The following is a 14,661-nucleotide window of genomic DNA, read 5'->3' as shown; positions in this document are numbered from 1 at the left end:
CCAATGCGCTGCGAGTGGTCGAGCACAAGCACACGTCGGCCTCGTTTGCCGGCTTCGATCGCGGCCATCATGCCGGCGGCTCCGGCACCGACGACGATGGCATCCCACGCGGCTATTTGCGCCTCCGGTAGGGCATGTAGACCGGTTCCCAGACATGCTCGCGTAGAGCCTTTTCGAAGGCATCGCCTTTCACGGCTGCGAGGCCTTCCTGTTGAGCTTGCATACCGACAGCGCGGGCGATGGTGGTCGAGACCTCGCGGATGCGGCTCATCTCCGGCAGCAGGCATGCACTCTGATCGCTGCAGGAAGGAGTCACCGACGCCAGGGCTTTTGCGGAGGCCATGATCATGCCGTCGCTTACCTGCTTGGCGCGCGACATGATGATGCCAAGCGCGAGACCGGGGAAGATGTAGGAGTTGTTGGTCTGTGCGACGCGATAAGGAGCTCCGTTGTATTCCACTGTGCCCCACGGACTGCCGGTGCCAATGATGGCGCGTCCATCCGTCCAGTGCAGCAGGTCGAGCGGCGTGGCTTCAGCACGTGAGGTTGGGTTTGAGAGGGGGAAGATCGCAGGCCGTGCGACATGCCTCGCCATCTCACGCACGATGGTCTCGTTGAAGGCGCCGAACTGGCCAGAGACTCCGATTAATACCGTGGGCTTCGCGTTGCGGACGACATCTTCAAGGCTGATAAAGGCGGAATCGTTGAGTTGCCAGTTGGCGAGAGCGGAGCGCGATTGTGCGAAGGCCTTCTGGTCATCGCGCAGATGGGGTGTGTCTTCCAATACAAGGCCGCCGATATCGACAGGGAAGAAACGGCTGCGTGCTTCAGCTTGCGAAAGCCCCTGGTCCTGCATGGCCTTTGCTAGCAGTTGTGCGATGCCGGTGCCTGCGGAGCCGAAGCCGAAGATCGCGACACGCTGATCGCGTAGCGGAATGCCGGTGAGCGAGGAGCTGGCGAGAATGGTGGCCGTGGAGACGGCCGCGGTGCCCTGGATGTCGTCGTTGAAGCTGCAGACCTTCGTACGGTAGCGTTCAAGCAAGCGGCTGGCGTTGTTTCCGGCAAAATCCTCCCACTGCAGCAGAACATGAGGCCAACGGCGGCGTACGGCGCGAACGAACTCTTCGACGAACTCGTCGTACTCTTTCCCGCGAATACGGCGGTTCTTCCAGCCGATATAGAGCGGGTTGTCGAGGCGGTCCTGGTTGTCGGTGCCAACGTCGAGAAAGACAGGCAGACACCACATGGGATGGACGCCGGCGAGCGCGGTGTAAAGCGCCAGCTTGCCGATGGGGATGCCCATGCCGCCGGCGCCCTGGTCTCCCAGACCAAGGATGCGCTCACCATCGGAGACGACGATGCAGCGGATGTGGTCGTAGCGCGGGTGAGAGAGGATCTGCGCGATGCGGTGCTTGTTGGGATAGCTGAGATAGACGCCGCGCGGCGTGTGATAGTGCTCCGAGAAGCGCTGGCAGCCCTCGCCTACGGTGGGTGTGTAGACGATCGGGAGCATCTCCTCGATGTGGTGGGAGACCAAGGCATAGAAGATGGTCTCGCTGTGGTCCTGCAGGTCGCGCATGAAGACGTACTTTTCGAGATTGCTATTCAACGCCCGAAAGGCCTTGATCCGGCGCTCTACCTGCTGGTCGAGGGTTCCGATTTGAGGCGGCAGAAGGCCGTGAAGAAAGAACTCGTCGCGCTCGGCTTCGGTAAAAGCGGTGCCCTTGTTCAATGCCGGGCTGTTCAGCAGACCAAAGCCGGTGAGGGAGGTGTAGATCGTTTTGTCCTGCGCCATAGGTCCTGGGGTTGATTCTAGAGCGTTTCCCTGTTGCTGGGTATCCCGGGAGGGTGTGCCGTCGCGTTTTCATTGCGGAAACGCCCATGGATGCGGAAACCCTACATTACACCCACTGGGAAAATGCTCCATGCTCCTATGCGACGATTAAGGGGTGAAGCAACAGTCGTTTATCGCCATCTCCCGCCGCGCCGCCGATCGCATTCGCGAGGGCCACGTGTGGGTCTACAGCTCTGATGTGCAGTCTCTCCCTGAGGGCATCGCGCCCGGCGCGGTGGTCGCCGTGGCCGACAATCGCGGCATTCCGCTCGGGTCAGCCATCTACAGTGCAGCGTCGCAGATTGCGCTGCGCATGGTCTCTACTGACCCGGCATTGGACCGTGCCGGATACCTGGCGCTGGTGCGTGAGCGTGTGCGTGCATCGGTCTCGCGTCGTGAGGGCCGGGCTGCATGCCGGTTGATCTTCAGTGAGGCGGATGAGCTTCCCGGGATTGTGCTCGATCGTTACAACGATCTCGCGGTGCTGCAGTTATTGACACAGGGAACAGCGCAGGCGGACCTTCGCGATGCAGTCGTGGAAGTGCTGCGTGAGATCGAGAGTATTGGAACCATCGTCGAGCGGCCTGATCCGCGTGTGCGTGAGCTGGAGCAGCTCGCACCGGCTCCGGCCGAGGCGATCTTCAATCGCGGCGAGGCAAAGCTGGCGACCGTTTTTGATCTGAATGGATTGAAGTTTCATTACGACGCCAATGCGGGGCAGAAGACGGGAGCGTTTCTCGATCAACGCTTGAACTATGCCGCGGCAGCGAGCTACGCACACGGACGTGCGCTGGATGTCTGTACCTACCAGGGCGGCTTTGCGTTGCACCTGGCGCGGGTGTGTGATGAGGTCACGGCTGTGGACCAAAGCCGTGCGGCCCTGGAGGTTGCTGACCGCAATCTTGAGTTGAATGCGTCGCAGATACGGAAGCCTGTTGAATGGATCGAGGGCGACGCCTTTGCGCTGCTGCGCGAGTACGATGCCGCGAATGAACGTTTTGACACCATCGTGCTCGACCCACCGGCGTTTGCGAAGACACGGCGTGCGGCTGAGGGTGCGATGCGCGGTTACAAGGAGCTGAACCTGCGGGCTCTGCGCATGTTGAAGCCTGGTGGCGTGCTGGTGACGTGTTCATGCTCGCACCATGTGCACCTGGAGGATTTTGTGGCCACGGTCGCGGCGGCCTCTGCCGATGCAAAGCGGCGGGTGCGGCTGCTGGAGACTAGGGCGGCGGCTCCGGATCATCCGGAGGTGCTGACGCTGCCAGAGACGCGGTATTTGAAGTGCTTGATTACAAAAGTGGACTGAGAGCCACGCATTGGGTGCCCCATGTCCCTGGTCACCAACGAACTTGTTCGTTGGGGTGGTGTCCCTCGGGGACATGGGCATCGCGCTACGCGCGACCTGTCTTTCTGACTGAGTCACCAAGGATGTTGAGTGAGAAACAAATTTCTCCGCTTCTCATGGTCGATCCACTCCAACCAGCAAGCTGGCCGGCGTCCCCGATCACTACCAAAATGACAAACAAAAAGACGGTTCGCGCGTAGCGCGAATGCCCAGGTCCCTTAGGGACCCGGGGCGCCCGGCGTATGGGGAATTTCTGCACCCTTTTTCGTGCATATAATTTCGTACGAAGTTTTTCGTTGACACGTACGAACGGGTTCGTATAACGTTCTTCCCATGATGAAGAACAGGGAGACACCCAAACCGACCGAAGGCGAGCTTGAATTGCTGACGATTCTCTGGAATCGTGGTCAGGCCACGGTTCGCGAGATCTTCGAGGACGTGAATGCGCAGCGTCCGGTGGTCTACACTGGCGTGCTGAAGTTGATGCAGATCATGACCGAGAAGGGTCTGGTCACGCGCGATGAGAGCGAGCGCGCTCATGTGTATAGCGCAGCGATCAAACGTGAGGATGCGCAGCGCCGTTTTATGCGTGAGCTGAGTCAGCGCTTCTTCGCCGGAAGCGCGGCACAGCTCGCACTGCACGCACTGGAGATGGAACAGGCCAGTGAAGAAGAGCTGGACGAGATTCGCAAACTTCTAAAGCGCCGCAAAAAGTAAGTCAGAGCAACGGCGAGAGGGGCGACCGATGAGATTGATCGACAACGGAACCATGGTGGCGCTGGGCTGGACTCTGCTGCACTTCTGCTGGCAGGGAACGGCGATTGCGATGTTCTACAGCATTGCCGACCGCCTGACGCATAAGGCAGGAGCAAACACGCGTTATCTGATTGCACTTGTTGCTACGCTGCTGATGCCGCTGGCAGCCATCGCAACCTATGTCGATCAGTCACGGCTGGTGGTGCACATCTCGCACGACGGGCAGACGGTCGCCGCGTCCCAGCTGGGAGCGTTTCACGAGGCGATTGTGAAGGAGATTCCGGTCGCCGTGCCGGTTGTCCAGGAGAGCGAATTGTGGATCGCCTGGAACGCTGACCGCATTCTTCCCTGGATCGACGGCATCTGGATCGGTGGCGTATTGCTGCTCGCATTGCGTGCCGCAGGTGGATGGTGGCAGTTGGAGCTGGTGCGGCGGCGTGCCACTGGGCTGGTTCCGGCGGAGCTGGAGCTTATGTTCCAGCGCATCAACCGGCAGCTTCGCACGGGCCGCAACGTCGCCCTGCGCTTCTCCGACGAGGTACTGTCGCCACTGGCAATGGGAGTGTGGCGTACGGCCGTGATTCTGCCGGCAAGCATCCTGGCGCAGCTCGAGCCGGAGGAGCTTGAGTCGGTGCTGGCGCATGAGCTGGCACATATCCGCCGATGGGACTACGCGGCAAACCTGCTGCAGACAGCCATCGAGAGCCTGCTCTTCTTCCATCCGGCGGTTTGGTGGATCAGCCGCCGCGCGCGGGATCTGCGTGAGGTGTGCTGCGATGCCGTGGCGGCGCAGACCTGTGCCGATCCGGTGGTCTATGCCCAGGCTTTGCTACGCCTGGAAGAACAGCGTACGGAGCGGCTGCGGCTGGCTGTGGCGCTCAATAACGGACAGACGCCGCTGCTGGGCAGGGTGAAACAGATTCTGGGAGAGGGACGACAGATGGAGGCAGGAATGAAGAGTGGGGTACAGGCCGCAGTGGCCGGAGCCGTGGTGGTGGGACTGATGTTGGCGCCGAAGATGGCGCAGGGACTGAAGCAGCAGGCGAAGATCGTTCCGATCCCGGCGCCTCTGATGGCTGAGAACATTGCCGCTCCGCAGACCGCGCCTACGCCGGTAGCTACACCGAGGCCTGTGGCGGCGCCGGCACCAGCCGCCCAATCCAATCCCACACCCGCAGCGCAACCGAATCCTGCGCCCGACCCGATGGGCGACATTGCTCCGCAGGTCAACTCGGCAATCCAGGTCGCTGTTACTCCGGCTGTCAATGTCGCGGTTGCCGCGAATGTGGCCCCGGTCGTCTCCGCTGCACGCAGGGCGATGTTTCAGGATGCCGTCAAGGGCGGCGGYGCCGCCTACCTGCAGCAGATGAAGGACGCGGGATATCCGCTGGACCTGGATAAGGACCTCGACCAGATCATCTCGATGCGGTCGGTTGGCGTGACGCCGGAATACGCCAAGAAGATGGCGGAAGCCGGCTACGGCACGCCTTCGCTGCATGATCTGGTAAGCCTGAAGTCGGTTGGCGTTACCCCGGAGTATGCCAAGTTAGTGGCGGACTCGGGTTACGGCAAGCCCACGCTGCACGATCTGGTCGGCATGAAGTCGGTGGGTGTGACACCGGAGTATGCAAAGTCCATCTCGCAACTCGGGATCGGCACCCCGAACCTGCATGACCTGGTAGCACTGAAGTCGATGGGAGTCTCACCGGAGTATGTCGCCGAGTTGAAGAGCTCCGGCATCCCACCTGCGTCGCTACGCGATGTGATCTCTGAGAAGAGCCTGGGGATTACCGGCGACTATGCCAAGCAGATTGCCGGTATGGGCTATGGTTCGCCGACCGTGCATGATCTGGTCGCATTGAAGTCCATGGGCATTACTCCGGAATACGCGGCCGGCTTGAAGAACTCGGGAATCCCGGTGCAGAACCTGCATGATCTGGTTTCCATCAAGTCCGTTGGCGTGACTCCGGAGTATGCCAAGAGCATGGCGGCGGCTGGCTTTGCCGACCTGGATGCCCACCAGCTGGTCTCGCTCAAGGCCCAGGGCGTGACGCCGGAGTACACGCGCTGGGTGAAGCAGACCTTCCCCAACGCGGATATGAAGACGATTCGCGAGGCTGCCAACTTTCACATCGATGAGGCCTTTATCGCCAAGGCCAAGTCGCACGGCTTCAACAACACCTCGCTGGACAAGCTGGTGAAGCTGAAGATCAGCGGACTGCTCGAAGACTAAAGGAGATTTTCCCTGAGGGCGTAGTCAAGAGCTTCCACATCCATGGCGTTTTCCTTAATGAAAACGCCGCAGCACGCCCTTTCTGGGATGCCCAGTAACAGGGAAAACTCTCTAAGGAGACACCATGAAGACGCTTACACTCACGCTCCTCATCCTGGGGCTGGCGGCGGCGCACGCCCAAACACGGACCGGTGTGTGCATGCTTTCGCCTTCGGAGAAGCATCCGGATCAGGTCTCGTTTCTGATCAACCGCACAGACTGCGAGGGCGACGGCGGCTGTGGAACCTCGAACTCCAGCATGGGTTGGGAGCGCTGGGGCATTACGCGCGATCTCCTGACCCAGGAAGGTACGCCGGTGGATGCTCGTCTGCATGCAGACGCAGGAGAGATGCGGTGCAACGGTGTCGTGCATGATGGCATGCTCGCGGGCCGCTATACGTTTACCCCCAACACGGACTACGCGCGCCAGGTGCGTTCCCTTGGTCTGGAGGGAGAGATTCCCGACAAGCGCCTGGAAGGTTTTGCGATGCTGGACGTTTCCATTGCGTGGATCAAGCAGATCCAGGCGACCGGGGTCACGGATCTCACTGCAAACCACCTGATGGGTCTGCGGGCCTTGCATGTCGATCCTGAATACATCCGTGCGATCGCAGCCGAAGGATATCCGGAGTTACGCGCGAATAAACTGACGGAGATGAAGGCTGTTGGCGTCACGCCGGAGCGCATCCGCGAGATCAAGTCGATGGGGCTTAATCCCAACGACAGGGAATTGATCGAGATGTGCGTCTTTCATATCGATAAGCCATTTATCGAAAAGATGAAGGCGAGGGGGTTGAAAGACCTGACGGTTTCCAAGCTGGTGAAGATCAAGACCTTCAAGCTGGATGAGTAGGGTGGGAGCCGTGGCCTTCAGGCCACGGCTCCCACTGATTCGAGCTTCGCTCGAATAGTTTCACGTGCGTGGTGTCTGAACGCAAAAAATTGGGCCTCAGCTTTTGGCTGAAGCCCCTCAGGAAGGTTGGGTAGAGGAGCAGTCGTTCTCCTCTACCCTTAACCCGGCGAACGAGTTCACCGGGATGCCGGTCACCTTGGCGTAATCCCGCGAAATTTGATTTAGAAGACCAGCTCCATGTGCACGTTTGCGCGCGCATAGGGTGATGTCTTCACTCGATCCGGTGGAAGATGACGGAAGCCGACCGCTTCGTAGAGATGCACGGCGTTCTCGAGCTTCGCGTTGCTCTCGAGAAAGAGCTTCTTCGCCTTCAGGACATCCCGGGCATATCCAACGGTTGCGGTGAGCAGCCTGCGGCCCATGCCGCGTCCCTGCCAGCAGTCATCGATGGCCATCTTCGCCAACTCGAAGCTACGCGCTTCCTGCATGGGTACAAGAGCTACGCAGCCGAAGACTGCGCCATCCTCTTCCACGCATAGAATCTGTCCGCCTGGGTTCAGGATGTGCGTATGTGGATCGTCCAGCGTCTCGTAGTCGTGATCTTCCATCGTGAAGTGTTTGCTGATCCAGTTCTCGTTCAGAGAGCGGAAGGCAGCTTCGTCTCCAGGTTGGAAGGTACGGATGGTTACTCGCCCGCGTTCGACGGGGAGATCGGCCAGCAGCAAAGCGCCCTGCATGGGGTCACCTCCAGTACGTCTGAGTCTTTCGCCCCATGTGCGATATGTCCAATATCCTGTTTATCCACATTAGGATGTTAAAGATATGGATATCGAGCTGCGTCAKTTGCGCTACTTCGTCGCCGTSGCGGACGAGCTCCACTTCGGACGTGCTGCGCGCCGCCTGCATCTCGCCCAGCCTCCGCTCTCCCAGCAGATCCGTAAGCTTGAAGAGATCCTTGGTTGCCGGCTCTTTCTGCGGACATCCCGTGCGGTTCGCCTGACTGCCGCGGGCGAGGCTTTCCTGGAACGCGCGCGCCGCACGCTGAGCAATGTGCAGGATGACATGCAGGAGGCCCGCAGCATCGGCCGCGGCGAGCAGGGTTTACTGCGCGTGGGTTTTATCAGCTCTGCCATGCTGACGGTCGTGCCTCGTACCTTCGGCACGTATCGCCGCCGGTTTCCCAAGGTGCAACTTCAGCTCTTCGAGAGCTACACGGCGTCGGTGATGCGGTCTCTCATGAGCGGAGAGATCGATGTGGGCATTCTGCGTGATGGGGGCCCTGCGAACGGCCTGCATGTGGAACCGTTGCTCAACGAGCCCTATGTTGCCGTGCTTCCGAAGCAGCATCCGCTTGCCGCCAGCAACAGCATCTCGGCCGCTGCGTTGCGCGACGAGCCGTTTGTCTTTCATGCTCCGTCTGCGGGAACGCGGGCGTTTGAAAAGCCGATGTCCATCTTCGAAGAGCACGGCTTCCGGCCACAGATTGTGCAGGAGGCGCCGCAGTGGCTGACACTGCTGCGTCTGGTGGGTGCGGGGCTTGGGATAACGGTCGCGCCGGCGTGTGTCGAGAAGATTGCGCTGAACGATGTGGTATGTGTGCGCCTGCGGGGAGTCAAGGTGCGCAGCGATCTGGAGCTGGCGTACCGCGAAGGCGAACATCGAGCGATTGTTAAGGGGTTTGCGGAGATTCTGAGAAGCGGAGTCGGAAGAGTCAAAGAGTTAAGCCGTGGGTAGCTTCGGGCCCGGGTGCCCCATCCATCGCAACGCGATGGGTGGGATGTCCCTGATCTGGGATCCATAGGCTTCGATAAATGACAAACAAAAGCGGTTCGAGCTTCGCTCGAATCTCCCACTCACGCTCCGCGTGAATGGGGCACCCAGAGCACGGGTTTCGAATATATATCGCCTAGCCTACCTGGTCTCAAGTTCGGCGACGCGGGCTTCAAGGGCGGCGATGCGGGCTTCCAGCTCTTCCAGGCGGCTGGGTGAAGATGCTTTGCCAGGAGCAGCCACTTCACTGGTCTCAGGCATCCCACACAATAGATGTGCGTAACGGGCTTCCCTTGCTCCCGCCTGGCGGGGCAGCAGGACAACGAGAGGCGTCTCTCGTTCCACCATGCGGGTCAGCGTACTTTGCACCGCCGCCAGGTCATCGAAGGTGTACATGCGGTCGGCGCGTGTACGCAGTTCTCCCGGAGTCTGGGGTCCGCGCAGCAGCAGTAGACACAAAACAGCGGTCTCGTCACGGCGCAGGTTCAACACCGTGCGTACGCGGTGTTCAAACTTAAGCACGCGGCTGTCGTGCACAGTGGAGGTGTAACCGATGTCTTCCAGGTGGCGAAGTGAGGAACGCACCTCTTCTTCACTGAGCTCCATAACCGGTTCGCGCGATGACTTCTGGTTACATGCGGCGATCAATGCATTCAGAGACAGGGGATAGTACTCCGGGGTGTTGATCTCTTTCTCCATCAACCCACCGAGCACGCGCGCTTCCATGGCAGAGAGTTCCATATGCATCAGCATAGTCCGCTGTGACAAAAAGCCTGGGGAAGATACCTCGGAGCATGATATTTTTCCCTTTGGACGAGGAGTCGTGACGCGGCGGTCGTTGGTGAAAGCGGAGTGGTGGGTTCTCCGTCCGGCGCTGTGGTTCCTAGCGCTGGCCGGGATTTTTTATTCTGGAGCCAGAGCCGGCGCACAGACTGGTTCGGCTGCCGGATTGGATGGGGATAAGCTTCAGGCTATCTCCGAGATGAATTTTAATGTGATGACCATGAAGCAGGGTCTGCCCCATGACTCTGTCTATGGCTTCGCGCAGGACACCACGGGCTATGTCTGGATCGCCAGCTTCGGCGGGCTCTCCCGGTTCGACGGGGACCAGATCTATAACTACACGCACGATGCCCATGACCCGGGTTCTCTGCCGGATAACAATGTGCGGGTGCTGTTGCCGCGGGCTGACGGTGGCCTGTATGTCGGCACGGGAAGCGCCGGTCTTAGCATCTATCAGCCGGCGACGGACAGCTTTGTCACTCCGGTGAAGACCCCCTCAGTGCTGCGCAAGGCGCGTGTCTTCTGTATGGCTGATGATGGAGAAGGCGGTGTCTGGATTGGCACACAGAACGGATTCGCTCACTATCACGACAGTACGGGCGAGTTCGATCTCTACGGTGGACTTAGGGGCCAGCCAGTCACCGGCAGAATGCCATCCGGCGGCATCTTCGCGTTGCTGCAGGATAAGGATCGCAACCTCTGGGTGGGATCCGGCACAGGACTCTACATGTTGGGGAAAGGCGCCGGGGAATTTGAGTTCTTCGCCGGCGACGACAAGCTGGGACAGCGGCCTTCGGTCTGGTCGATCTTCCAAGACCATGTCGGAGGGATCTGGATAGGAACCGACACCACGGGGATCGGCGCTGTCGATCGAAAGTCCGGGACGGTGCATGGATATCCTGGGCTTGCCGGAGAGGGATCGTTGGTCGGGCCTCACACGGTGCGTGTCTTTCTGGAGATGCAGCCTGGCCTGCTGTGGTTTGCGACCTATGGCGGCGGGCTGTTCTCGCTTGATACGGCCACAGGGCAAACGCTGCATTGGGCTAAGGACCCGACCGCATCGGCGCCTCTGAGCAATGACTTCATTCGTGGCATGATTCGTGACCGCTCCGGGGTGGTGTGGCTGGGGACCGACAGCGGTCTTTCCTCCATCACCGTGAATGGGCGCGGCATCTTCAACATCCGCAGCTCGCCGTTGCGGCCAGACCGTCTCTATGGTTCGGAGGTGCGCAGCGTCGGCGCCGGGTATGGCCGTGTTTGGGTTGGCTTCGACCAGGGCGGGTTTGCAGAGATTGACCGGGATGGAAGCATTCATCGCATTAAGCCTGCGCCGGGCGTGAGCGGGGACCAGATCTCCCATCGTGAGGCGCTGGCGATCAAGGCAGTTGATGAGAAGACAGTAATCGCCGGAGGCATTGGCCTGTACCTGATCGATGTCGCGACGCGGACCTACCGCCCCATCGACGATGTCTTCCTTCGCAAGCAGATCGTGAATGCGGTGCTGGTGGATGGCGACGACCTGTGGGCGGGAAGCTATAACGGTCTGGCGCGCTACAACCGGCGCACCGGGCAACTGAAGGTCTTCGCTCACGATCAGAACAATGTCGCCAGCATCTCGGACGACTACGTCCGCGACATGTTGAAGGACTCTCACGGGCGGTTGTGGGTGACAACACGGCTGGGGCTGGATCTCTTCGACCCCGCGACCGAAAGCTTCCGTCACATACGCCATGACAAGAACGACTCGGCTTCGATTGCGACCGACAACATCCAGCCGATTGCGGAGGACGCGCAGGGCCGTCTCTGGATCGGTTCCATCGGCTCCGGCGTTCAGGTGATGGACGAGCTCAAGCCGGATGGGAAGGCGCGATTCCGTACGATCGACCACGACCATAACAACCTGCCGGACGACATCATCCTGGTCATCCGGCGCGGTCTCGATGGAACGATGTGGATCAATACGCCCCGCGGACTTGCCGCCGTGGATCCAAAGAGCTTTTCCGTACGGCGGTACGGGGCGCCGGATGGATTGCAGGCGACGGCGCAGAACCTGTTCAGCTCCGCCATGCTGGATGATGGAACCATTCTCTTTCCGGGGAACTCCTCCGTGGTCATCGTCCGGCCGCAAAAGCTCCACCCGTGGACCTTTGCTGCACCGCTGGTAGCGACCGAGGTGACGGTGCAGGGAGTCGCACAATCGCCGGTGCTGCTGGCCCGCCAGGCGGGAGCAGGGCAACTGAGCTTCCCGTCTCATCGCGGTTTTGAGGTGAACTTCGCGCTGCTGGATTACACCTCGCCCGACGACACGCTTTACTCCTATCAACTGGAAGGCTTCGACGATAGCTGGAGTGTGCCAAGCATCAGCCGCCGTTCCGYGACTTACACCAACCTTCCCGGCGGCCAGTATGTCTTCCATATCCGTGCCGTTAGCCGCAATGGCGCGGGACCATCGCAGGAGACCAGCTTTCCTATTCACATCCGCAATGGTGTGACAGAGACCTTGTGGTTTCAAATCCTGCTGATCCTGCTGACGATTGGTGTCGTGCTGTTGCTGGTCCGGGTCCGTCTTGCTTACATGGCGCGCCGCCAGCGGGAGCTGGAAGCCGTGATCGCCACGCGAACCAGTGAGCTGGAGTCGAGCCGTCAGGAGCTGATCCGTGTCAATGAGCGGCTGGCGCGGATTGCCCTGCATGATGAGCTGACCGGAACACTAAACCGCCGCGGCTTCTTTGAGCGTGCTTCATTGGAAGTCTCGCGCTCCCACCGATCAGGCCGCAGCTACAGCCTGTTGCTGGCTGATCTCGACAACTTCAAGCAGACCAACGACACCATGGGGCACAGCGCCGGCGATGCTACGTTGCGCGCCATTGCGACCATGTTTGCGTCTTCCATTCGTACCTCGGACATCCTGAGCCGTTATGGAGGCGAGGAGTTCATTCTTCTGCTGCCGGAGACGGAAGAAAGTCAGGCGCTCCAGATGGCAGAGCGCCTTCGCCAGATGGTGGAGTCAGCCCCGATCGAATACGCTGGGATCGTCTTTCACACGACGACCAGCATCGGCCTGGCGACCTCGATGGGAGAGGATGAGTCGCTGGAGGCTCTGATCTCGCGTGCGGATCAGGGGCTTTACCGGGCTAAGCGCTCCGGAAAGAACTGCGTCCAGACCTCCTCCGGACGGACAGCGTAGCTATTCGATACGGAAAGATCCCGGGATTACCCGCTCGCAACGCCAGGGTGGGCACGGATGCCACAAATCTCTTACAGGAAATTACATTAGGTTCGAGGGAATACGCCCCCATACTTCCGCTGAATCTATTTCGATATCGAAACATCCGATGTAGTAGAAAGGAGCAGGACACAGGAATGAGCGAGCAGAAAGCACTCTCGGCAACCCGCCTCTGGCTGGTGATGATGAAGGCCTACGACGCCGTCCGGACCTTTGCCGAAGATTCTATTGTCGGTACGGGCCTGGGGCTGAGTGACTTCATCGTGCTTGAGATGCTGCTGCACAAAGGTCCTCTCTCGATGACGCAGATTGCTGAAAAGGCAAGACTTGCGAACGCTTCGACAACGGCCGCGATTGACCGGCTGGAGCGCCGCAATCTGGTTCGCCGCGGGTTTCACGCGACGGATCGCCGGGTTCGGATTGTCGAGCTGACGGACGAAGGAGAGAAGCTCATCCGCTGCACTTTCTCGGCGCACAGCCGCGACCTGGAGGAGATGATGCGGCCGCTTTCGGCCGCTGACCGCCAGGCGTTGCATGACGGCCTGAAGAAGCTGGGACAGACCGCCGCCGTCGCCAATAACAAGGCAAAGTCCCAGCGGCAGGAAAGGGAAAAAGCATGATTACCGTACGCAAGAGCAAAGAGCGTGGCCACGCCAACCATGGCTGGCTGGATAGTTACCACACGTTTTCGTTCGCCAACTACTATGACGCCCACCACATGGGTTTCGGCCCGCTGCGGGTGATCAATGAGGATGTGGTCGCTCCCGGCCGTGGCTTCGGCTCGCACCCGCATCGCGATATGGAGATTCTGACCTACGTCATCTCTGGCAAGCTGGCCCACAAGGACAGCATGGGCCATACGGAAGAGCTTGGGCCGAATGAGATCCAGCGTATGTCCGCAGGGTCGGGTGTCGTACACAGCGAGTTCAATGGATCGAACGCAGAGCCGGTACACCTGTTCCAGGTCTGGATCGAGCCGCGTACACGCGGTGAGAAGCCCAGCTATGAGCAACTGGCCTTCGATCCGGCGGAGAAGAAGAACCGCTTTCGCGTGCTCGCCTCGTCGACGCCGGTGGCCGGCGCGGCGACCATCAACCAGGACGCCGCTGTGGCTGTGGCGGAGCTTGAGCCGGGCAAGGAGCTCGACTATGAGCTCGCGGAAGGACGTTCAGCATGGGTGCATGTGGTGAAGGGTGACGTACAGGTGAATGGAACGTCCCTTCAAGCAGGCGATGCCGCTGCTCTGCGGCAAGAATCAAAGATTCATTTGCAGTCGGGAAGCACAGGCAATAGCGAGGTGTTGGTCTTTGAACTCGTAGCCTGAGCCGGACACGGTCGCGCGGACCGTCGCAATCCGCGCGCTTCCTGCCACCATCAACATCAACCCGGGCGCCTGGGGCGCTCCCCAACCAGGATTTTGGAGACATAAATGAAAGTGACTCGTACGTTCGTTGCATCCCTTCTTGGAGGCCTGCTTCTGGTTGGATCGCAGGCATTTGCTCAGACTTCGACATGGAAGATTGACCCGAACCACTCGGAGGCCGGCTTCCAGGTGAAGCACCTCTCCGTGTCCAACGTGCGCGGCTCGCTCGGCGCCGTAAACGGCACCGTGACCTGGGATGAGAAGGATCCCAGCAAGTCGACCGTGACGGCAGTGGTTGAGACCAAGGGGCTGGATACCCGTGTTCAGAAGCGCAACGATCACCTGAAGTCAGCCGACTTCTTCGACGTGGAGAAGTACCCCACGCTGACCTTCAACTCGACCTCGGTGAAGCGTTCCGGCGATAGCCTCCTGGTGACCGGCGACCTTACGCTGAAC

Annotated in this window: 13 protein-coding genes; 9 read left to right on the top strand and 4 right to left on the bottom strand. The window is 60.1% G+C overall.

The window, feature by feature from the left end; all coding sequences use genetic code 11:
- Positions 1-98 (bottom strand): NAD(P)-binding protein (locus tag AB4043_RS01040; RefSeq protein WP_442306349.1); only part of this gene is annotated, 98 nt, incomplete at its 3' end.
- Positions 99-112: 14 nt separating this feature from the next.
- Positions 113-1,795, bottom strand: a complete 1,683-nt coding sequence (locus AB4043_RS01035) for an NAD-dependent malic enzyme (protein WP_442300368.1) — start codon at positions 1,793-1,795, stop codon at positions 113-115.
- Positions 1,796-1,949: 154 nt separating this feature from the next.
- Between AB4043_RS01035 and AB4043_RS01030 the strand changes: the two genes are divergently transcribed.
- The 4 genes from AB4043_RS01030 to AB4043_RS01015 all read left to right on the top strand — a co-directional run bounded on the left by AB4043_RS01030 (position 1,950) and on the right by AB4043_RS01015 (position 7,063).
- A complete protein-coding gene (locus AB4043_RS01030) occupies positions 1,950-3,143 on the top strand; it encodes a class I SAM-dependent rRNA methyltransferase (RefSeq protein ID WP_442300369.1) in 1,194 nt (397 codons plus the stop codon).
- Positions 3,144-3,515: 372 nt separating this feature from the next.
- On the top strand, positions 3,516-3,899 hold the full coding sequence (locus tag AB4043_RS01025; protein ID WP_442300370.1) for a BlaI/MecI/CopY family transcriptional regulator: 384 nt from the start codon (positions 3,516-3,518) through the stop codon (positions 3,897-3,899).
- A gap of 28 nt (positions 3,900-3,927) precedes the next feature.
- Positions 3,928-6,171: a M56 family metallopeptidase gene (locus AB4043_RS01020; RefSeq protein ID WP_442300371.1), complete on the top strand. Its 2,244-nt coding sequence runs from the start codon at positions 3,928-3,930 to the stop codon at positions 6,169-6,171.
- A gap of 124 nt (positions 6,172-6,295) precedes the next feature.
- Positions 6,296-7,063 carry a hypothetical protein gene (locus AB4043_RS01015; RefSeq protein ID WP_442300372.1) on the top strand — a complete coding sequence of 256 codons (768 nt, stop codon included), beginning with the start codon at positions 6,296-6,298 and terminating at the stop codon, positions 7,061-7,063.
- A 221-nt stretch (positions 7,064-7,284) separates the two neighbouring features.
- Here AB4043_RS01015 and AB4043_RS01010 read toward each other — a convergent pair whose 3' ends face one another.
- Entirely contained in the window at positions 7,285-7,800 is a 516-nt protein-coding gene (locus AB4043_RS01010) for a GNAT family N-acetyltransferase (RefSeq protein ID WP_442300373.1), read from the bottom strand.
- Between the two features lie 85 nt (positions 7,801-7,885).
- Here AB4043_RS01010 and AB4043_RS01005 point away from each other — a divergent pair, with 85 nt between their 5' ends.
- Positions 7,886-8,797, top strand: a complete 912-nt coding sequence (locus tag AB4043_RS01005) for a LysR substrate-binding domain-containing protein (RefSeq protein ID WP_442306348.1) — start codon at positions 7,886-7,888, stop codon at positions 8,795-8,797.
- A gap of 177 nt (positions 8,798-8,974) precedes the next feature.
- Here AB4043_RS01005 and AB4043_RS01000 read toward each other — a convergent pair whose 3' ends face one another.
- A complete protein-coding gene (locus AB4043_RS01000; RefSeq protein WP_442300375.1) occupies positions 8,975-9,559 on the bottom strand; it encodes a YceH family protein in 585 nt (194 codons plus the stop codon).
- A 97-nt stretch (positions 9,560-9,656) separates the two neighbouring features.
- Between AB4043_RS01000 and AB4043_RS00995 the strand changes: the two genes are divergently transcribed.
- The 4 genes from AB4043_RS00995 to AB4043_RS00980 form a co-directional block, all read left to right on the top strand.
- The gene (locus AB4043_RS00995) at positions 9,657-12,803 is read left to right on the top strand and encodes a diguanylate cyclase (RefSeq protein WP_442306347.1); all 3,147 of its coding nucleotides are present in this window, start codon (positions 9,657-9,659) and stop codon (positions 12,801-12,803) included.
- 176 nt (positions 12,804-12,979) lie between these two features.
- A complete protein-coding gene (locus tag AB4043_RS00990) occupies positions 12,980-13,462 on the top strand; it encodes a MarR family winged helix-turn-helix transcriptional regulator (RefSeq protein ID WP_442300377.1) in 483 nt (160 codons plus the stop codon).
- Positions 13,459-14,166 carry a pirin family protein gene (locus AB4043_RS00985; protein WP_442300378.1) on the top strand — a complete coding sequence of 236 codons (708 nt, stop codon included), beginning with the start codon at positions 13,459-13,461 and terminating at the stop codon, positions 14,164-14,166. Before AB4043_RS00990 ends, AB4043_RS00985 begins: the two co-directional genes overlap by 4 nt.
- A gap of 105 nt (positions 14,167-14,271) precedes the next feature.
- Positions 14,272-14,661: YceI family protein (locus tag AB4043_RS00980; protein WP_442306346.1), on the top strand; the 390-nt coding region annotated here is incomplete at its 3' end.

This window comes from Terriglobus sp. YAF25, assembly GCF_052113305.1.
GTDB lineage: Bacteria > Acidobacteriota > Terriglobia > Terriglobales > Acidobacteriaceae > Terriglobus.
Note: the sequence above shows the minus strand (reverse complement) of the source record. Positions and strands in the feature narration are given on the sequence as shown.

What these genes read in the sequence shown, in the direction of transcription:
- AB4043_RS01035 (WP_442300368.1), bottom strand. Translation starts at nt 1,795, where the DNA reads ATGGCGCAGGACAAAACGATCTACACCTCCCTCACCGGCTTTGGTCTG.
- AB4043_RS01025 (WP_442300370.1), top strand. Translation starts at nt 3,516, where the DNA reads ATGATGAAGAACAGGGAGACACCCAAACCGACCGAAGGCGAGCTTGAA.
- AB4043_RS01015 (WP_442300372.1), top strand. Translation starts at nt 6,296, where the DNA reads ATGAAGACGCTTACACTCACGCTCCTCATCCTGGGGCTGGCGGCGGCG.
- AB4043_RS01010 (WP_442300373.1), bottom strand. Translation starts at nt 7,800, where the DNA reads ATGCAGGGCGCTTTGCTGCTGGCCGATCTCCCCGTCGAACGCGGGCGA.
- AB4043_RS01000 (WP_442300375.1), bottom strand. Translation starts at nt 9,559, where the DNA reads ATGGAAGCGCGCGTGCTCGGTGGGTTGATGGAGAAAGAGATCAACACC.
- AB4043_RS00990 (WP_442300377.1), top strand. Translation starts at nt 12,980, where the DNA reads ATGAGCGAGCAGAAAGCACTCTCGGCAACCCGCCTCTGGCTGGTGATG.
- AB4043_RS00985 (WP_442300378.1), top strand. Translation starts at nt 13,459, where the DNA reads ATGATTACCGTACGCAAGAGCAAAGAGCGTGGCCACGCCAACCATGGC.